The 20,417-nt window shown below is 63.3% G+C and carries 12 protein-coding genes; 9 read left to right on the top strand and 3 right to left on the bottom strand.

Annotated elements, in window-relative coordinates; genetic code table 11:
* The first annotated feature begins 29 nt into the window (after positions 1-29).
* Genes ACYU8T_RS14135 through ACYU8T_RS14125 form a run of 3 tightly spaced genes read left to right on the top strand, consistent with a single transcriptional unit; the run spans position 30 to position 5,649 of the window.
* Positions 30-1,490 carry an efflux transporter outer membrane subunit gene (locus tag ACYU8T_RS14135; protein ID WP_461159972.1) on the top strand — a complete coding sequence of 487 codons (1,461 nt, stop codon included), beginning with the start codon at positions 30-32 and terminating at the stop codon, positions 1,488-1,490.
* Positions 1,487-2,566: an efflux RND transporter periplasmic adaptor subunit gene (locus tag ACYU8T_RS14130; protein WP_461159971.1), complete on the top strand. Its 1,080-nt coding sequence runs from the start codon at positions 1,487-1,489 to the stop codon at positions 2,564-2,566. Before ACYU8T_RS14135 ends, ACYU8T_RS14130 begins: the two co-directional genes overlap by 4 nt.
* A gap of 2 nt (positions 2,567-2,568) precedes the next feature.
* Positions 2,569-5,649, top strand: coding sequence for an efflux RND transporter permease subunit (locus ACYU8T_RS14125; RefSeq protein ID WP_461159970.1), 3,081 nt, complete (start codon positions 2,569-2,571; stop codon positions 5,647-5,649).
* A 208-nt stretch (positions 5,650-5,857) separates the two neighbouring features.
* Here ACYU8T_RS14125 and ACYU8T_RS14120 read toward each other — a convergent pair whose 3' ends face one another.
* Both ACYU8T_RS14120 and ACYU8T_RS14115 read right to left on the bottom strand, forming a co-directional pair.
* Positions 5,858-6,169: a hypothetical protein gene (locus ACYU8T_RS14120; RefSeq protein WP_461159969.1), complete on the bottom strand. Its 312-nt coding sequence runs from the start codon at positions 6,167-6,169 to the stop codon at positions 5,858-5,860.
* Between the two features lie 58 nt (positions 6,170-6,227).
* Positions 6,228-6,863, bottom strand: coding sequence for a TetR/AcrR family transcriptional regulator (locus ACYU8T_RS14115; protein WP_461159968.1), 636 nt, complete (start codon positions 6,861-6,863; stop codon positions 6,228-6,230).
* A gap of 172 nt (positions 6,864-7,035) precedes the next feature.
* Between ACYU8T_RS14115 and ACYU8T_RS14110 the strand changes: the two genes are divergently transcribed.
* From ACYU8T_RS14110 to ACYU8T_RS14095, 4 genes are read left to right on the top strand one after another with little or no spacing between them, the layout of a single operon-like run.
* The gene (locus ACYU8T_RS14110) at positions 7,036-9,255 is read left to right on the top strand and encodes a glycoside hydrolase family 3 C-terminal domain-containing protein (RefSeq protein WP_461159967.1); all 2,220 of its coding nucleotides are present in this window, start codon (positions 7,036-7,038) and stop codon (positions 9,253-9,255) included.
* Between the two features lie 6 nt (positions 9,256-9,261).
* Positions 9,262-12,129, top strand: coding sequence for a glycosyl hydrolase (locus ACYU8T_RS14105; RefSeq protein ID WP_461159966.1), 2,868 nt, complete (start codon positions 9,262-9,264; stop codon positions 12,127-12,129).
* Positions 12,126-13,133, top strand: a complete 1,008-nt coding sequence (locus ACYU8T_RS14100) for an alpha/beta hydrolase (RefSeq protein WP_461159965.1) — start codon at positions 12,126-12,128, stop codon at positions 13,131-13,133. The genes ACYU8T_RS14105 and ACYU8T_RS14100 overlap by 4 nt, the downstream gene beginning before the upstream one ends.
* Entirely contained in the window at positions 13,133-15,574 is a 2,442-nt protein-coding gene (locus ACYU8T_RS14095; RefSeq protein ID WP_461159964.1) for an alpha-L-rhamnosidase-related protein, read from the top strand. The genes ACYU8T_RS14100 and ACYU8T_RS14095 overlap by 1 nt, the downstream gene beginning before the upstream one ends.
* A 167-nt stretch (positions 15,575-15,741) precedes the next feature.
* Here the strand turns inward: ACYU8T_RS14095 and ACYU8T_RS14090 are convergent, their stop codons facing one another.
* A complete protein-coding gene (locus tag ACYU8T_RS14090; RefSeq protein WP_461159963.1) occupies positions 15,742-17,163 on the bottom strand; it encodes an NAD-dependent epimerase/dehydratase family protein in 1,422 nt (473 codons plus the stop codon).
* Between the two features lie 330 nt (positions 17,164-17,493).
* On the opposite strand from ACYU8T_RS14090, the gene ACYU8T_RS14085 reads away from it, so the two are divergent.
* Together ACYU8T_RS14085 and ACYU8T_RS14080 are read left to right on the top strand one after the other, a co-directional pair.
* The gene (locus ACYU8T_RS14085; RefSeq protein ID WP_461159962.1) at positions 17,494-19,917 is read left to right on the top strand and encodes a TonB-dependent receptor; all 2,424 of its coding nucleotides are present in this window, start codon (positions 17,494-17,496) and stop codon (positions 19,915-19,917) included.
* Positions 19,918-19,988: 71 nt separating this feature from the next.
* Positions 19,989-20,381, top strand: coding sequence for a VOC family protein (locus ACYU8T_RS14080; protein ID WP_097093520.1), 393 nt, complete (start codon positions 19,989-19,991; stop codon positions 20,379-20,381).
* The last annotated feature ends 36 nt before the right edge of the window (positions 20,382-20,417 follow it).

Raw genomic sequence — 20,417 nt, 5'->3', positions numbered from 1 at the left:
GCCGTTGATCTAGATTGGAGGTCATCCACTTGCCGCACCTGCCGGGTTCGCGCCCCCTGTCCCTCTTCCTGGGTGTGCTGCTGTGCGGCTGTGCGCCGTCGGTCAAGCTGGCGCGTCCGAACATCAGCTTGCCCGAGCGCTTCGAGGCCGCGCCCGCAGCGGTGGCCGACGAAAAGCTCGACCGATGGTGGGAGCGTTTCAGCGATCCGCAACTTTCCGCACTTGTGGAACAGGCGCTGGCGCAGAGTACCGACGCGCGGTCAGCCTATTTCCGGTTGCGCGAGGCGCGGGCGATACGCGACCAGTCGCTGTCGCAGCGGTTGCCCACGGGCGCGATCAGCGGATCGGCGCAGCTGCAGAATGGCCGCCAATTGTCCGGCGTGGACCTGTTCGGTTCCACGGCACAGAGCGACAGCCAGTCGCTCGCCTTCAGCCCAAGTTGGGAGATCGACCTGTTCGGCAGGCTGGGTGCGATCGGGGAAGGGGCGCGAGCCACCTATGTAGCGGCAGCCTATGATTATCACGCCGCGCGGTTGAGCCTGGCCGCTGACGTCGCCAGCGCATTGTTCGAGGCGCGCGGCCTGGCGGTACAGCGCGACGATGCGCAAGAAGGTTTGCGGATCGCGCGCGATCTGGCACGCGCGTCGAAACTCGGGCGCGATCGCGGGCTGATCGCAGCGTCCGAAACCGCGCGGCTGGAAGGCGACGAGGCGACAGCCAAGGCAGAGCTTACCCGAATCGAGACAGCGCTGCGGAACGCCAAGCGATCGCTGCTGGTCCTGATCGGATCGCCGGATGCGCCGACGAGCAGCCTCGCCATCGACGCGCGGCTCGACACGCCGCCGCCGGTCCCGGCCTCGATGCCCGCCATGCTGCTGGCGCGTCGTCCAGACATATTGGCCGCCGAGGCGCGGGTTGCGGCAGCCACGAGCGCGGTCAAGGTGGACAGGCTGGCCCTGTTCCCGCGCTTCACCCTTCAAGGCAATGGCAATATCAGCCGCACCGCCGGCCCGGCCGTGGGCATTTCGAGCATCTGGTCGATCGCAGCCGGATTGAGCCTGCCGGTGCTGGATCGCACGCGGCTGATGGCACAGCTGCGCGCCACGCAGGCACAAGGTGAGCGGGCCGTGGTAAGCTATGAGGCGGCTGTGCAGGCAGGCTTTCGCGATGCCGACATCGCGCTTGCGCTGGTTGCAGCCGATCGGGCGCGATTGGCTGACCTCAGCTTTGCAGAGGAGCGGGCGCGCTTTGCGTTCGACGCTGGGCGCAAGGGCTTTGCCGCAGGCCTGACCGACCTCACCACCTTGCTCCAGTCCGAACAGACCTGGCGCGCCGCGCGCCGGGCGCTTACCAATGCGCGGACGCAAGCGCTGACCAATGTCGTTGGCGCTTTCCGGGCGCTGGGCGGCGGATGGAATCCCGATGATCCCGCGACGGCGCCTGAACAGCCCGCCGTCGCCCTGCCTATCCAATCCAAGGAACTGCCGTGATCTTCAAGCCGCGTCCCCTTGCCATGACGCTTTCCCTGACGCTGCTGCTCGCGGCCTGCGGGGGGAGCACGGACGGGGCGAAGGAGCCGCCGCCGCCGACCGTCAGTGTCGCGCTGGTCGGCGAACGGGGATTGGCAGGAGGGCTCAGCGCTTCGGGGCGGTTGATCCCGCGCGAGGAAGTGGCGGTCGCGCCCGAGCTTTCCGGCTATCGCATTGCGCGCGTCATGGTGGAGGAGGATGCCCGCGTAGGCGCTGGACAGGTGCTGGCGGTGCTGGACGACACACTCCTGCGGTCGCAGATCGATCAGGCGCGCGCGCAATTGAGCCAGCAGCAGGTGGCCTATGAACGAGCGCGCATGGAAGCAGGACGCGTCGCGGGGCTCGATAATCAGGGGGTGCTTTCACAGGAGGCCATTGACCAGCGCCGCATCGCTGCCCGGTCGGCACAAGCCGCCGTCGGCGTGGCAAAGGCGCAGTTGGACGACCTGCTGACGCGTCAGCGCAGGCTGATCGTGCGGTCGCCCGTCGCGGGACGCGTGCTCCAGCGGTCGGCACGGCCGGGCGAACCATCGGCCTCGGGCACGATACTCTTTACCATCGCGCGGGACGATCTGGTCGAACTGGAGGCTGAAGTCCCCGAAGCGGCGATGGGCACATTGTCGATCGGCGATCCGGTCGCGGTGACTTTGGCGTCGGGCACGAAGCTGACCGGCAAGGTCCGGCTGCTGGGCGCGCGTGTGGATAATCAGACGGGCTTGTCACGCGCGCGCATCGCGCTGCCGGTAAATCCCGAACTGCGCCCTGGCGGTTTTGCCAAGGCGGATTTCGTGAAGGCCACCGGATCGGTGCTGAGCGCGCCCGAACGCGCGGTGCATTATGATGCCGATGGCGCCTATATGCTGCTGCTCGACAAGCAGGACCGCGTGCATCGCGCATCGGTGCGCACGGGACGGCGCGCGGCAGGGATGGTGGAGATAGTGAGCGGCGCGAAGCCCGGTGTTCGGGCTGTATTGGGCGGCGGCGCTTTCCTGCTTGAAGGCGACCGCGTGCGGATCGCGCCAAGCGGGAGGCCATAGACATGCGCATTTCCGCCTGGGCGATCCGGAATCCGATTCCCGTCGTCTCGCTGTTCATATTGCTGACGATCGCGGGGATCGTGGCCTATGTGGGACTGCCCATCAAGCAGTTCCCCAATGTGAACTTTCCCGTCGTCAGCGTGACGGTCACGCAAAATGGCGCGGCGCCGAGCGAAGTCGAAAACCAGATCACCCGGCCGATCGAAAATGCCCTGAGCAGCGTCGCGGGGGTCAAGCACATCAGTTCGACGGCGGTGCTGGGATCATCGACCACGACGGTCGAGTTCGAACTGCACAGCGACATGCAGAAGGCGACGGACGATGTCCGCACCGCTGTCGAGAGGGCGCGCATCGATCTGCCGCCGGGCATCGACCCGCCGCTGGTGCAACGGTTGGACATCGATAGCGCGCCGATCCTGACTTATGCCGTGAGTGCGCCGGGAATGGGCGACACGGAACTGTCGCGCTTCATCGACAAGGTGGTGACGCGCGCGTTGCAGGCGCAGGCCGGCGTCGCGCAGGTTCACCGCATTGGCGGGGCCGACCGCGAAATCAACATCGTGCTGGATGCGCAGCGCATGGCGGCATTGGGCGTTACGGCGCCGCAGGTGAACAATGCCCTGGCCGCGTTCCACAGCGATGATCCGGGCGGCCGCGCCGATGTGGGCGCGGTGGAACAGACGATCCGTGTTCTTGGATCGTCCATGACCATCGACCGGCTGCGCGAACTCGCCATTCCGGTGCAGGGCCGCTACGTCCGCCTGGCCGACATCGCGGAGATTGGCGACGGATCGGCCGAGCAGCGCGGCTTTGCGCGTCTGGACGGCAGGCCGGTGACGGCGATCCAGGTCAGCAAGACGCGTGAAGCGAGCGACATCAGCGTCGAGGACCGGGCGATCAAGGTGATTGCCCAGCTTCAGGCCGATCATCCCGGCGTCACCTTCACCAAGCTCGTATCGACGGTGGATTCGACGCGGCGGACCTTTGCATCGACCCAGCACGTGCTGATCGAGGGCATCTTCCTGGCGGTGATCGTCGTCTATATCTTCCTGCGCAACTGGCGCGCGACGATCATAGCGGCTGTGGCCATGCCCCTGTCGCTGATCCCGACCTTCGTCCTGATGTCGGCCATGGGGTTCAGCCTCAACAGCATCACTTTGCTGGCACTGACGTTGGTCATCGGCATTCTGGTAGATGACGCGATCGTGGAGGTCGAGAATATCGAGAAGCGGATCGAGACGGGAGAGACGCCCTATCGCGCCGCCCTGATCGGTGCCGATGCCATCGGGCTGGCGGTAATCGCCACCACCGCCACGATTATCGCGGTGTTCGCGCCGGTGTCGCTGATCCCCGGACAGGCGGGGCAGTTTTTCCGCGAGTTCGGCCTGACGGTCGCGGTGGCGGTGCTGTTCTCGCTGGTTGTCGCGCGTCTGTTGACGCCGCTGATGGCTGCCTATTTCCTCGTGCCGCTGAAGGATCGCGCGCATCGGGAGAAGCGGCCGGTCAACCCGATCTATGGCCGCATATTGGATTGGGCGCTGGCGCACCGCTGGAAGACGATGGGGATCGGCGCGGGAATTTTCGCCCTGTCGATCCTGCTCGCAAGCTTCGCTCCGGTAGGTTTCCAGCCAGTCGGCAATCCGGGTTATCTTTATATCGCCGTGCAGGGACCGCCGGGCGCGACGCGGGACGACATGGCGCGGGCCGTCAATGATGCGACCCGCATGTTGTCGGCAGAGCCCGCCGTGGAACGCGTCTTCGCCCAGGTGGGATCGACATCGGGCGGCTTCAGCGCGGGTGACGACATGCGCACCGGCACGCTGACGGTGGTGTTGAAGCATGATCGTGATGTGACGACCGACGAATTCCGATCGATCATCCGGCCGAAATTGCGCGACATTCCGGACGTCCGTCTATCGAACCAGGGCACATTCGGATCGGCATCGGTAAACATCGTCCTTGCCGGTGAGGATGGCCAGGCGCTGGAGCGCACGCAGACCGAATTGCTGCGGCAGATGCGCAAGGTGCCGTCCATTTCCGACCCGCGCCCGGCGCCTCCGCCTGCCGGTCCCGAACTGATCGTGACGCCGCGGGCAGAGGAAGCCGCGCGGCTGAACGTGGACAGCCGGACGCTTGCCCAGGTACTGCGCATCGCAACCATTGGCGACATCGACGCGAGCGTGGCCAAATATTCGGATGGCGACGAACGGGTGCCGATTCGCGTGCGCCTGCCCGAAAGAGCGCGTCAGGATCTGGACACGATCGCGAACCTGCGGGTGCCCACGCTCGATGGGCAGACGACGCCCTTGTCGGCGGTCGCGGACATTCAGTTCAAGGCGGGGCCGGGCAAGATCGTGCGTTATGACCGGGAGCGGCGCGTGTCAGTCGAGGCTGACCTTGTGGCCGGGCGAACGCTTGGCCAGGCGCTGCAGGAGGTCGCCGCGCTTCCCGTGATGCGGAACCTGCCCCAGGGTGTTCAAGAGGCCAAGGTTGGCGATTCGGAGGCGATGTCGGAGCTGTTCGGCGGCTTCATGCTGGCGATCGTGGCGGGTATCGGGCTGACATTTTCGGTGCTGGTGCTGCTGTTCAAGGGATTCTTCAAACCGGCCGTCATTCTGGCGGCGCTGCCGCTGTCGCTGCTTGGCGCCTTTGCCGCGCTGGTGCTGTTCGGCAAGACGCTGGACCTGCCAGCGATGATCGGCCTGCTGATGCTGCTGGGGCTGTGCGCGAAGAACTCCATCCTGCTGGTGGAATTCGCGATCGAGGAGGAGCGGGCGGGAACGCCGATGACGCAGGCGCTGCGCAATGCCTGCCGTGAGCGCGCGCGGCCGATCGTCATGACGACGGTCGCGATGGCCGCGGGCATGTTGCCCACTGCGCTGGGGATCGGCGAGGGCGCGGAGTTTCGTCAGCCGATGGCGCTGGCGGTGATCGGGGGGCTGATCACCTCGACGGCCCTGTCGCTCATCTTCGTTCCTGTGATTTATGAGATCGTCGATAGCATCGAAAGATGGATCGCGCCGCGTGCCGCTCGCCTGGTGACGCCGCGTCAAGCGGGGGACGACGATCCATTTCCCACATGATGAAATTGTTGACGGACGCTCACTAATTGCTTGACCTATCATAGAAGCATGTTCAATTAGAGATGCCTTTTAGGCACTCTCCTACACCTACTTGGGCCGGCCAAAAGCCGGCCTTTTCTTTGCCTGTTGCAATGGGACGGAAGAGGAGCGGACACAAAAAAGGGCGCTTTCGCGCCCTTTTCTTTTCATTGCTTGTAGGGTGACCGGTTCAGGGCAGCTTGGCAAGGTCCGCATCGATCGCGGCAAGGCGCGCGTCGGTGACATCGTCAGGCGCATATTGCTGGATCGACTTCAGCGTCATGGCGCGGGCCATGTCGACCTGATCATTGGCCGTCATACCCGGGATATGCTTTTCAATGATCGCCTTGGCAGCGGGGTTGTCCAGCAGGACGCCAAGTTCGGTGTCGGTCGTGTTAAGCTTGGCATGGGCCGCATGTGCGGGGGCCGGGGTGACAGCCGTCTGCGCGAGCGCGGGGGTGGCAACCGACAAAGCAGCAGCGGCAAGAATCAAAAGACGCATAAACAGGATCCTCCATTATGACCGGGCCTATATCGCACGGCTACGTTCTAAATTCAAGTCACCAACTTGCGCGGCCCGCCATAAAAAGTTCGACCGTCTGGCGCGCAGCTTTGATGAACTCCGCTTCCTTGATGGGGCCTGCGCTGCTTTCCTGCAATTCCCACCCGGTGATGGCGGATACGAACATCCGCGCGATCGCGGAGGGATCGCGCGCAGGAATGCCGTCACGCTTCGCCGCTTCGCTGATGTCGTTGCTGATCAGGCGGACGATGTAGAGATAGCCTGCCTCATACATCGCGCGGGCAAGTTCAGGGAATCGCTCCCGGTTGGCGAGCGTCAGGAGTTGAAACGCATGAACCTCCGTCTGAAGGACGGACCTGGCGATGGTCTGGGCATGATGGTGGAGCCGCTCGGCAATGTCGTCGGTGAGCAGGTGATCCTCCCGCGCCGAGGCGAGGGACCATTGACTGACCCGGTCCTGGATGACCGTGGTGAACAGCGCCTCCTTTGAAGGGTAGCGCGCGTAGAGCGTGCCCTTGGACACGCCGGTTTCCGTCGCGATATTTTCCATCGCGACGCCGTCATAGCCCAATTCCAGGAACATGCGCGTCGCCGTCGCGAGGATGGCTTTGTCGATCGCCGCAACCTGCTTTGCGTCGGGGCGGCCCCGCTTGGGGGTAAAGGTTTTTTCCATCTTGGTAGCTGGCATGATCACTTCTCTGACTCAAGCCATCGGCGGAAGCAATGGCCTGTCCCAAATCAATCGAACGCCCCCGATCGAATATTGACGCCCGTCGTTTCAGCCCATAGTATGAAAACTGCCGACATGCTCAAAATGTCCCACCAGCGGAGAGGGCTGAACATCCATGAAGAATTCCTCATCAATCCTGTTGCTCGCAATAGCCGGGACGATGCTGACGCCGCTTGCGGGACATGCCCGTGATACCAAGACCGCTGCAGAGCGCCGGGCGGCGGAAACGCTCGCGAAAATGACGGATGAAGAAAAGATCCGGCTGATCCACGGGCCGATGACCGCGCTGGTGCCTGTAGCCAAGAGGCCGAAGGACGTGCCCATCAGCGCGGGATATATCGAGGGCGTCGAGCGGCTAGGCGTTCCGATGCTGGTCGAAAGCGATGCGAGTCTGGGCGTGTCCAATCTGATGGAACAGCGCAAGGGTGACGTGGCCACGGCTCTGCCATCGGGACTTTCGCTGGCTTCCACCTGGGACCCGGAAATCGCGCGCGCGGGCGGTGCGATGATCGGTGCCGAGGCGCGCGCCAAGGGCTTCAACGTGATGCTGGTTGGCGGCGTCAATCTGGTCCGCGATCCGCGTGCGGGCCGCAATTTCGAATATCTGGGCGAAGATCCGCTGCTGGCGGGTGAACTGGTTGGCAATCAGATCAGCGGCGTGCAGTCCAACAACATCATCGGCACGATCAAGCATTTCGCGCTCAACGATCAAGAAACCGGACGCAATATCGCGTCGGTGAACATGGATGAGCAGGCTATGCGCGAAAGCGATCTGCTGGCCTTCCAGATCGGCATGGAACGCGGCAATCCGGGGTCGGTCATGTGCGGATATAATCGCGTTGGCGGCACTTATGCATGTGAGCACCCCTTCCTGCTGAACGACGTGCTGCGGCGCGACTGGGGGTTCAAGGGCTATGTGATGTCGGATTGGGGCGCGGTGCACTCGACCGAAGCGATCGTCGCGGGGCTCGACCAGCAATCAGGCGAGCAGATCGATGGAAAGCCCTATTTCTCCAGTCTGATGGTCGAAGCGGTGAAGGCTGGCAAGGTGCCGCAGTCGGCTGTCGACAAGGCAGCAGGACGCGTACTTTACGCGATTTATGCCTATGGGGTGGCCGACAATCCGCTGAAGGCAGGGCAGCCGATCGACTATGACGCCAATGGCGACATCGCACAGCGGGCCGCCGAACAAGGCATCGTCCTGCTGCGCAATGAAGGCGGCATCCTGCCCCTGGCCGCAACGGCGAAGAAGATATTGGTCGTCGGGGGCAATGCCGACGTCGGCGTCCCAAGCGGTGGCGGATCGAGCCAGGTCAATCCCGTGGGTGGGTTGAAGCGCGTCTCCAAGCCTGCCGAGGGTGGTCCGGCCGCCGGATTTGCGCGGCGCGGCTATGGCGGCACACCGCCGCTCGACGGACTGCGCGCGGAATTACCCAATGCGGCGATCACCTATCTGGACGGTAAGGACGTCGCTGCCGCCGTTCAGGCCGCGAAGGCTGCGGACATCGTCATCGCCTTTGCCGAGAAATATGCGACCGAGGCAATGGACCATAAGGACATGTCGCTGGGCGAAGGCCAGGATGAACTGATCGATGCAGTCGCAAGCGCGAACGGCAAGACGATCGTCGTTCTGGAAACCGGCAATCCCGTGCTGATGCCCTGGCAAGCCAAGGTGCCTGCGATCCTTTCGGCCTGGTATGGTGGCCAACGCGGCGGCGCAGCCATCGCGCGCGTCATCAGCGGCAAGGTCAACCCGTCCGGCCACTTGCCCGTGACTTTCCCGGCCTCTGTCGATCAGTTGCCAAATCCGGTGCTGCCGGGATCCGACGCGCCGCCAGCGGACAAGGAAACCCGCGCCATTTATGGCCTGCAAGCTGGTCTGAAGCCGTTCGACATCGTATATCCCGAAGGTTCGGACGCCGGGTATCGCTGGTTCGACAAAAAGGGGTTGAAGCCGCTTTATCCCTTCGGCCACGGCCTCAGCTACACGCAGTTCCGCTATGAAGGGTTGAAGGTGACCGGCGGCAAGACGCTGTCGGTGCGCTTTACCGTGGCCAACAGCGGCCAGCGGGAAGGCGCCGACGTGCCGCAGGTCTATGTGACCCGGCCCGGCAAGGCCAAGCGGCTGATCGGATGGGCGAAACCGAACCTGAAGCCTGGCGAGAGCAAGGAAGTTACCGTGACCGCTGACATGCGCGTCCTGGCCGACTATGATGCGAAGGCGAAGCGCTGGGTTGTCCCGGCGGGCGACGTCAAGGTGGAGGTGGGCACATCTGCCGCCGATCCGGTGCTGACCGGCACGGCTCGGTTGAACCGCATGACCCGGAGGCCCTGAGCCATGATGTCCAAGCGTTTGATGAAGACCTGCCTGCTGGCAGCCACCGCGATACTTGCGCTTGCGGATGCCCCCGCCTTTGCAGGTCCGCTGGACGATCATTTCCAGCAACCCCCCATGGAGGCGCGGCCCCGGCTGCGATGGTGGTGGCCGGGCGATGCCGTGACGGACGAGGAATTGCGGCGTGAGATAAAGTTGATGGCGGACACGGGCTTTGCCGGTGCCGAAATCCAGTCCTTCACGCCCAATTTCGTGACGTTGACGCCGGACGAGAAGCTGCGCGTCAATCAATATGCCGAACCGTCCTTCTTCGCGCACGTCCGCACCGTTGCGGATGCCGCAAGGCAGGCTGGTTTGACGCTGGACTACACGCTTGGTTCATCCTGGCCATCGGGCGGCGGCTTTGCCATCACCCCGGAACTGGCCTTCACCGAGCTTGCCATGGCGAGCACTGAGGTGAAGGGTGGCGAGGCAGGACCAATCAAGCTGAACATCCCCAAGCGCACCCGCCGCCTGGGTGCGCTGAGTTTCCTGGATGCGCGCGTCAAGGACCCGAAGGTTGCCGATTGGGGCAAGCGGATGGACGCCCGCGCCCGCACGGTGGCTGTGGTTGCCGTGAAGGGGAAGGCGCCCGTGCTTCAGCCGTCCGCACCCGGCGCGATGGGCCTTACACTGACGCCATGGCGGGACGTGGTGACGGCGGGAACGCTGGACCCGTCCTCCAGCATCCTCCTGACGGACAAGATGAGCGATGACGGCACGCTGAACTGGACCCCGCCGCCGGGCGATTGGCAGATTTTCGTGTTCCGCCAATATGCGTCCGATGTCGGCGTGCTGGGCGCAGCGGGACAGGGGCCGCAGCTGATCCTGGATCATATGAACCCGCAAGCCTTTGCGACGCATGCCGCGAGGGTCGGGGATCCATTGGGCAAGAACCCGGCGGGTATCCGGTCGACATTCGTCGACAGCCTGGAATTGATGCAGGATATTCAGTGGGGACCTGAATTGCTGCAGCAGTTCGGGAAGCGGCGCGGCTATGACTTGACGCCCTATCTGCCTTTCGTCGTGCAGCCAGGATGGATGCAGGCCTGGGCCGAACATTGGTCGCCCCCCTATTTCGATACGCCGAACAGCGATCTGGCAGAGCGGGTGCGCGCCGACTATCGCCGCACGGTGTCCGACATGATGATCGAGGGGTTCATCCAACCTTTCGTCGCATGGAACCATGCGCGAGGGCTCAAGGCAAAGTTCCAGGCGCATGGTGGCGCGTTCGACACGATCCGGGGATATGGGCTGGCCGACATTCCGGAGACCGAGGACCTGCCGCATGAAGGCGATCCCTTCTTCATGCGGATGGCGCGGTCGGGCGCGCATCTTTATGGGCGGCCCATCGTGTCGGCAGAGAGCCTGGCATGGCCGAACCGCCCCTATGAGGTAACGCCGGATGAGATGCGCCGCAGGATCGATGCGCTGATTTCGGGCGGGGTCAATTCGATGATCCTGCACGGCTATAATTACCGTTTCCATGCCGAAGACTGGCCTGGCTGGCATGCTTTTCAGCCGAGCCCCTTTGCGGGCGGCTTTTCCAGCATGTTGAACGAGACCAACCCGGTGTGGCCCGCGATGAAGCCGATGGCGACCTATATCGGCCGCTTGCAGGCCGTGATGCAGGCTGGCGAGGCAGTGGTCCCGGTCGCCTATTTCTACGGCCGCTACGGCTATTATATCGGCATCGAGGATGATGGCGCTGGCAAGCAGGCAGCCGAGAAGGCGTTCCTGGCGGGTGGCTATGATTTCGACCGGATCAATCCCGATTCGATGGCGCATGCCCGGATCGAAGGAAAGCAGCTCGTTTCGCAGGGCGGCCAGCGCTATCCGGTGCTGGTGCTGCCGCCGATCGACGGCATCCAGGCAGAGACGGCGGAGGCAATCGCGCGTTTCGCAAAGGCGGGGCTGCCGATATTCTTCACCGACCGCGCTCCATCGCGTGACGAGGGGTTGGCTGAGGCGCGCCAACGCGATGCACGGGTGAAGAAGGCGATCGCGGCCGCTTTGAAGGCGGGGGCGAAGGTGGTGCCTGCTGCCGGGTTGACGGATAGTCTGCGCGCGGCGGCGATCCCGGCCAATCTGCGCTTCACCGGCGACGCGGCCGACCTGTATTTCGTTCAGCGGCGCGTCGACGGCCGGACGGCGACCTTCGTTTATAATCGGGGGCAGGCCGACCGTCAGGTGACGGTGACGCTGCCGGGCGCTGGCGGCGTCACACGGTGGAATGCGATGGATGGGACGGTGACGCCCGTTTCCGCGCAGGCCGGGGGACAAGGCACGGACGTGCCGCTTAGCCTAAAGGCGGGGGAAAGCGCCCTGCTGATGCTTGATCCGCAGACCAAGGCTGTCACCATCCCGGCTGCGGCGACGGTGGGCAGCGTGGCATTGCCGGTGGATGGCTGGCGGCTTAAGGCCAATGGTCATGTGCAGCGCGAGCCCTATGCGCATGATTTCGCTTCGGTCAGCCTGAAGGATTGGGCGGAGGTGCCGGAACTGTCGCGCTTTGCGGGAACGGCGACCTATAGCCGAGCGATGAATGTCGATGCCGGGTGGCTGACCAAGGGTACGCGCGTCATCCTCGACCTTGGCAAGGTGCATGATGTCGCGACGGTCACGGTCAACGGGCAGAGCCTGCCCACGCTGTTCAGCGCTCCGTTCCGCGTCGATGTGACGAAGCTGGTTCGCGCTGGCAAGAACGACATCAGTGTCGCGATCGCCAACGTTCCGCAAAATGCGATGATCGATCCCAAGGACACGATCTACAAGAAGCTGAAGCCCGTTGCGGCGGGATGGGTTGGACCGGCGAAACTGGAGGCACAGCGTTGAGAGGGCGGCGCTTCGCTGCCGCGCTCGCTTCCTGCCTGCTGATAGCGGCTGCCCCGGCCGCCCCTTCGCCAGATGCGGAGCTAAAGTCGGTCAACCCGGAGTTGCGGCCGATCGCGCGCGGCATCATGCAGGCGCAGCGGAAAGGAGCGACGTACAAGCCTTGGAAGCCCGGCCGTCTGCCCGCAGGGGTTGAGGAACGGCAGGCACCGGGATCGCGCGGGCATCCGCCGGTGCCGGTCTACGTCGTGAACGCCGGTGCGGAGCAGGGGCCGCCGCGCGGGGCGATCTTCTTCGTCCATGGCGGTGGCTTCATCGGCGGCGACGCGCGGGAGAATCTGCCTGCGCTCAAGAGCCTGGCCGAGCGGCTAAACTGCGTGATCGTATCGGTGCAATACCGGTTGGCGCCGGGGACACGCTTTCCCGGGCCGCTAGAGGATGCCTATGCGGGCCTGAAATGGCTGCATGGCAGTGCCGCTACGCTGGGCGTCGATCCGCGCCGGATCGTGGTCATGGGCGAAAGCGCGGGCGGTGGCCTGGCCGCCATGCTGACGATCGCCGCGCGGGACAGGGGCGAGGTGCCGGTCGCGTTCCAGGCGCTTGTCTATCCCATGCTGGACGATCGGACGGGATCGTCGCGTCCGGTGCCGCCGCATATCGGCCAGCTGATCTGGACGGCGGAGTCGAACCGCAAGGGCTGGCAGGCGCTGTTGGGGCGGCGTCCCGGTGCTGCCACCCAGCCTGAAGGATCGGTGCCCGCGCGCGTGAAAAACCTCAAGGCTCTTCCGCCGACCTTCATCGGCGTCGGGTCGATCGACCTGTTCGTCGACGAGGATGTGGAGTTCGCCCGCCGCCTCATCGATGCCGAGGTGCCTACCGAATTGCTGGTGATACCGGGCGCCTTCCACGGGTTTCAGATGATCGCGCCGCGCGCGGCCATATCCCAGCAGTTCAATGCCGCGCTGGAAACAGCGCTTGCCCGTGCCTTATCGCCGGAGAAGAAATGATGAAAATGCGCACCTTTCTGGCCGCTTCGCTGATGATGGGCGCTGCGCCCGCCGCTATCGCTCAGCCCGGTGGAGCCGAGGGCTGGATCAGTCATGCGGAGGCGGGGCCAGCGGTGCGCCCGATCGTCCTGCATTTCCGCCGCACCGTCACGCTGCCCGGCAAACCACGCGCCTACAAGGTGCGAGTGACGGCCGATAACCGCTTCATATTGTTCGTGAACGGCGCCCGCGTTGCGACCGGTCCTTCGACTGGCGACATCCTTCACTGGCGAGAGGAAAGCATCGACCTCGCCCCCTATATGAAGCGCGGCGTCAATGTCGTCGCGGCGACGGTGTGGAACGGCGTGCAGCCGCTGAAGCTGCCCGCCAACCCAACGCCTGCGCAAGTTTCGGCGGCGCAGGGAAATTCGCTGTTCACCAACACAGCGCCGTTGTTTCAACAGAGCGTCGCGACCGGCTTTCGCCTGATCGGTGAAGGCGATGCGGCGGAGCTGTCCACAGATCGTGCGGGCTGGCGGGTGAAGCGCGACCAGGGCCGCGGCTTTGCCAATGGCTGGGGGCAAGTGAAGCGATGGTATTATGTAGCCGGAAACCCCGAAAAGATCGACGCGGCAAAGGCCGACTTCGACGCCGCCGGGCCGCAGGAGAAAGGCGAGGGCTGGCAGGACGCGGTTCCCGCTCCCGATGCGGCGAAGCGGACGTTGGTGCCCGACCGGCTGCCGCAGCAATCCTATACCCCGGTGGCAGCGGGCAAGGTGGTGCGGACGGACCTGCCCGCCGCCATGACCTTCCCCGCGCGGGCGGTGACGATCCCCGCCAACAGCAAGGCGACATTGCTAATCCAGCGCGACGCGATGGTCTCGGCTTATCCGCAACTCGATGTGTCGGGCGGCAAGGGTGCGTCGATCAAGCTGCTGTGGGCAGAGGCGCTGTATGATGCGAAGAGCCGCAAGGGCGACCGGAACCTGATCGAGGACCGCAAGCCGATCGGCATATGGGACAGCTTCATAGCCGATGGGGAAAAGCGCGGCTTCGCGCCGCTGTGGTGGCGGACCTGGCGCTACGCGGAGATCACGGTCGAAACCAAGGATCAGCCGCTGGTGCTGGAGGGATTGCGCGCCTACGAAACTGGCTACCCGTTTCAACAGGTCGGTAAGTTCGCGAGTGATGATCCTGAACTTGCACGAATTTTTGACATAGGCTGGCGCACTGCGCGGATCGACGCGCATGAAACCTATATGGACACGGCCTATTGGGAACAGCTGCAATATGCCGGCGACACGCGCCTTCAGATGCTGATTTCCTATGCCGTTTCGGGCGATCCGCGCCTGGCCGAGCAGGCGATCGACGCCTTCGCCGCGTCGGATGCCGAAGGCGGCCTGATGGAAGGCGCATGGCCGACGCGCGGCAACAATGTGATCGCGCCCTTCGCGCTGATGTGGGTGGGCATGCTGGACGATTGGCGATTGCGCCAGCCTGACGCTGCACCGATCGTCCGCAATATCCCGCGCATGCGCCGGGTGCTGGACTGGTTCGAAACATACCGCCGCCCGAGCGGCCTGCTCGGCAAGAACCCGCAATGGAATTTCATCGATTGGGTAGGCCAGCCGGCGACCGACCGCACCATCTTCCCGTCCTACGGAAAGACGGATGAAAGCTGTTTGATGAGCGTCAGCTGGCTTGGCGCGCTTCAGCAGGGGGCGGCGATCGAGACGGCCTTTGGCGACAGCAGCGTGGCACGGCGCTACGCGGCGCGTGCCGACACCGTCAAGGCCGCGATCCGCAACCGCTGCTGGGTTCCGGCGCGGGGTCTCTACGCGGACAATCCCGATGGCGACCGGTTCAGCCAGCATATGAATGCGCTGGCCATCCTCTATGATGTCGCCACCCGCGACGAAGCCGGGGCGATCATCGACCGGATCATGGTGCCGGGCAAAGGCATAGATGCGCCGGAAGGGATCACCAGCGTCAGCTATTATTTCTCATGGTATCTGGCTCAGGCTCTGGTCCATGCCGGGAAGAACGACCGCTATCTCGACATGCTCAAGACGTGGCGCGATCTGCTGGCAATGCACTATACGACCTGGCCGGAAGAGCGCGACGATGCGGGCCAAGGCGGGAAGGGGCAGTCGACCCGTTCCGACAGCCACGCGTGGAGCGCGCATCCAAGCGCCGATCTACTCGGCATCGTGGCAGGCGTCGGCCCCGCCGCGCCGGGCTATGCGAGGCTGAAGGTCGAGCCTGCGCTGGGCTCGCTCAAGAGCCTGTCCGCGACCGCTGCCACGCCGCAGGGGCCGGTCAGCGTTCGCTATCGGGTTTCCGGCACCACCCTGAATGCGCAAATCACCCGGCCAGCCGCATTGCCGGGGGATTTCCTTTGGAACGGCAAGCGCTATCCGCTCACTCGCACGACGACAAAGCTCAAGGTGCCGCTCCGCTAGAGGGGCAGCGCACTCAGCGCTTCGGGGCGTCCTTCGCCCCGAAGCCATTGAGGTCGATTTAACGGAACAACCCGCCGTCCACTCCTGGGTGATCGCACCCTGCTGGCGGTACGCGGATCGTCAATTGCGCTCCGACGGAACGGCCGATCACCCCGGCCCTGCCCAGCTTAACCGGCTGCGTCGCCCCATACCTGCGCGAAGAAGGGATTGCGCGCGGCCTCTGCTTCATAGGCTGCGGGATCCAGCATGGTGACCGGGCACCAATGGCCGCCCTGGAGATAAAGGCGCGGCGTCATGGTGAAGCGATGGCCTGCCGCCGACTGCCATTCCACCGGCGCATCCGGGCCGTCGAACGAGCTGCCGAGATATTTGCCGCCGCGATATTCCGCCGCTGCCTTCAGGTCGTCGGCGCGCCAGTCGTCGGGCGAGCGGCTCTCGTCATAGCCATGGTCGAGCAAGGCCGGTTCCCGCGACGGCTGCGCGAAGCGGAACTCGTCCCAGTTGCGGGGAATGGCCTCCCACGCTGCCCGCGATCCGAAATAAGCGCGGATCTTGGCTTCGTTGTTGGTGGCGAACCAGTTGAGACTGCCGTCCGGCCCGTTCGCCAGCTTGTCGATCTGCTTCGACACGACGCCGGGCATCAGCTTTGGCACCGTGCGCGCGATCCATGGAATATGGCGGGGCGCTTCGCGGAAATAGTCATCCAGCGATTGTTCGCGGAACGGCACCAGGGCTTCGAGCCGATCGGAATCCGAGTACCACTGGCCGTGGAAGTTCCGCGTGGCGAACCAGTGCGGCTTCAGCACCTTGCGGTAGTTGGGCATGGATTTCTCCATGAACTCATGGTTCACCACCCGCGAAGAAGCACCGCCGCCCAGATTGTAGAAGTTGCGCCAGAACGTGCCGGGCACATCATCGCCGCAGAGCGCGGCCATCAGGCGGCCGCTGTCATTGGCAGTAGACCATTCGAACACGCCGTTGAGCGGATTGTGGAACATGATGGGGTCGAAAATCTTCCACATCTCGAAATGCGCCATGCCGCTTTGGCGTATTGAGGCCCAATGGGTGATCCCGCTCTGCGCGACGATCGCTTCTGCTTGTGTCTTCGTCACCGCATAATGATCGTAAGCGCTGATCTTGATCGGATCACCGGTCCTGCCCCAATGGACAGGCGCATTGCGGCTGCCGGTTTCGGCGACCGTCCCGATATATATGAGCCGGGTCTGCTTGGGATCACCCACGGCGTGGATCGCGTCGACGATGTTCTGGGCGCCGCCCACATTGACGCGGGTCACCAGCTCGACGGGGAGGCGGTCTGCGAGCGGCGAGACCAGCGCGCCCACGTGCAGAACGATGTCGGCGCCCTTCACGCCCTCGCGGATCGATGCCGGATCGGTAAGATCCCCCCAGATGATCTCCGCCAGGCCCCGGCGCTGAACATCCTTTACCACAGGATGCGCCTTTTCTTCCGGTCGCACCAATATTCGCAAGTGCAGCGAATCCGCCTTCGCGGCGATACGCTTCACCGTCTCGCGGCCCATATTGCCGGTGGCCCCGGTAAGGAAAACTGTCTTGCGGGTGTCGATCATTTTGCTCCCCTCGGATAATTTCGACACAATCGCACGTCGTCGTATCAATAACAAGGGGAGAGGTTTCAGGTGCGGATCAGCCGCCGAAGCGACGGGAGGGGCATATCACGATTTCCACGATAATATTGGTGATATTCCATAGAAATGCGCATCTCTTGTCGGATTTATGCGCGTAGATCACGGCTGCGGAATTAGGGGATGTTGCTCATACAGCACGCGGATTTCGAAAAATTTACAAAAAAATGACTGCGTGGATTGCGGGGTGCCTGCACGATGGTTAGCAACTGTCAACATTGTGGACTTGGCCCTGCTAGATAGAAGGAAGCAGTCATGAAAAAGGGGAATTATGTTTCTGCGTTGTTGTGCGGTGCAGCGCTGATCGTGCCTGCCGCCGCCTGGGCGCAGGATGCGGCCGATGGCGGTGGCGAGATCGTCGTTACGGCGACGCGCGAAGCCCGCTCGCTCCAGTCAGTACCCATGAGCGTCAATGTGGCCACTGGCGAGCAGTTGCAGAAACTGAACATTTTCGATGCCAAGGACGTGCAGCAGCTCGCTCCGGGGCTGGAAATGACCAATACCACGGGCCGCAACAATTCCACCACACTGCGTGGTATTTCGTTCGATCCTGACCAGGGTACCGATCCGGCGGTTCAGGTTTACTTCAACGAAATTCCAACTGATGCGCAGACGGTCTATACGGCGCTTTACGATATCAAGCAGATCGAAGTGCTTCGCGGCCCGCAGGGCCTGCTGCGTGGTATCTCCGCCCCCGCCGGTGCGATCACCATTTCCACGGCGCGCCCGAGCTTCGACGAGATCGAAGGCTATGCGCAAGCTACCGCGACCACGCGCGACGGCTTCAACGTCCAGGGCGGCGTTTCGCTGCCGTTTTCTGACAAGGTGGCACTGCGCGTCGCGGCGCTGGTGGATGGCAATCGTCTGAACAACGTGCGCAACATCACGACCGGCGAACGCTCGCGCAGCCGCACCCAGAGCGCGCGTCTGACGCTAGGCCTGCGTCCGACGGACAATGTCACAGCCTATTTGACCTATCAGTATCTGTATGCAGACAACTTCCAGCCGCAGCAGGTTATCGGGACAGGCAATAATTCGACGTTTGAGGCCGGCCCGTTCTTCGGCGGCGTCCTTGTGCCGAACACGTCGGTGCGTTCAGGTCCGCCGCTTGAGGCGGATGACTATGCCGCAGTCAGCGAAGGCAGGGTCCGCAACCAGAATGAAGGTCACATCGTCAACCTGGCGGTGGATTGGGATCTGGGCCCGGCGACCTTGTCGTTTGTCGGCGCGCATCAATATACAAAGCTGAAGACCCAGCGCGACCTGGATGTCGCCAATGCCGTTCCGAACTACATCTCCAATTCGACGGGATCCATTCCCTTCAAATATGACACGGTCGAGCTGCGCCTGGCGACGAACAACAAGGAAGGCTTCGGCGGCGGCATCGGCGTTTTCTACAACAAGATGGGTGGTACGACACGCCTCAACCAGCCGGGTGACAGCTTCTTCTTCCCGCTGGAGCCGAACGACAGCCTGAATACCGCCGGTGCCTTGCCTTATCTGCCTATCGGTACTGCCATTGCAGTGCCGGTCGACCGTAGCGTCTGGTCGTTCAATGCCAATGCGAACTTCCGTGGGGGTGGCCTGTCGATCGAAGGAGGCATCCGCTATTCGATCATCAAGTCTGTAAACAGCAGTCAGCTCACCTTGAGCACTCCGGGCAATATTCTGGCCTGCACGGGCGATCCGCAGGTTGATGCGGTATCCTTCGGCTGCCTGCCTGCGACCTATCCGGCTACGGAAATCATTCCTGATCGCTTTCGCCGCACGAAAGATACGCCGATCACCGGCGGTTTGACCATCAGCTACCAGTTGATGCCGTCGATGAACATCTTTGCCTCTTATGGCCACTCGTTCCGTGCCGGCGTTGTCGGTGTCGGCCTGCCAGATGGGCTCAGCGATGATCTGATCGTCGGCCAGCCGGAAAAGACGGACGCGATCGAAGCAGGCATCAAGGGCAGCTTCGCTGGCCGCCGTCTGCATTATGCGGTGTCGGTCTACTATCAGAAGCTCAACAACTTCCTGAACCGCTTCACCAACATCTATTACGAATCGACCATCGCCTCGCCGCCGACCGGCTTCTTCGATTTCAACTATAATGGCGATGCCCGGATCAAGGGCATCGAAGGATCGCTGGACGGCCGTATCACGCGCGATTGGGACTTCGGGATCAGCGCGGCCTATACCCGGGCCCGCTTCAAGAATGCGCTCCTGCCCTGCAACGACTTCGCGGGCACCGGCACACCCAACCAGGATGGACCGGCGACCGTCACGGGTCCGGGCAATGTCAGCTATTGCGTCAGCAATGGCCGTCTGGCCGATACTCCGGACTTCAGCCTGACCGCGAATACGGAAATCCGGTTCCCGATGGACAATGTCACGCCGTTCGTGCGCGGATTGTTCACCTATCGCCCGGGCTTTTATTCGGATCGGGTGGATTACAACTATCGCAGCCGCGAACTGCTGAACCTGTTTATCGGTGTCCGCGCCCCGGACAGCAGTTGGGAGTTCACGCTGTTCGCTAAGAACGCCTTGAACCAGAAGCGGATTGCCAACATCAGCCTTGGCAATGCGACCGTTGGCACAGCTACGCCCGGACTGGATTATGACTCGGGCTATCGCCTGGTCAACGTGACCAACCCACGAGAGTTTGGCTTGACGGGCAACTTCAAGTTCTAAAGATAAAGGCAGGGGCCGGTTGGATCACCAACCGGCCCCTTCTTCATAAGCATGACCAAGGGTAGGATGGAATGACGTCACATTTCGGTTTCACGAAGCTTGTTGTGCAGGACCTCGAAGCCATGGGCACCTTCTACAAGGAAGTCGCAGGCCTGGTCGAAATGGCGCGCGTGCAGGATGCGGTCGGCGATCGGCAGATCGATGAAATCCTGTTCAATGCCACGGGTGAGGGCGGCGCGACCTTCGTGCTGTTCAAGTTCCTCGACCGTGACGCTCCCGCGAAAGATGAGGTCATTCTGGGTTTCCAGACTACCGATCTCGTATCCTTTGTCGAACGGGTCGAGAAAGCTGGCGGTGGCGTGGTGCAGCCGATCGAGGTCAAGGAAGCGCATGGCGTAAAGGTCGCCTTCGTGACCGATCCCGAAGGTCATCTGATCGAGGTCGTCGAGCTTCTGGCCAAATAATATGAGTGGCGGCATGGGTGAAGCCCGCGCCGCCAA

This window comes from Sphingobium sp. TomMM35A (assembly GCF_054771735.1).
This window is presented reverse-complemented; position numbering and strand designations above follow the sequence as displayed.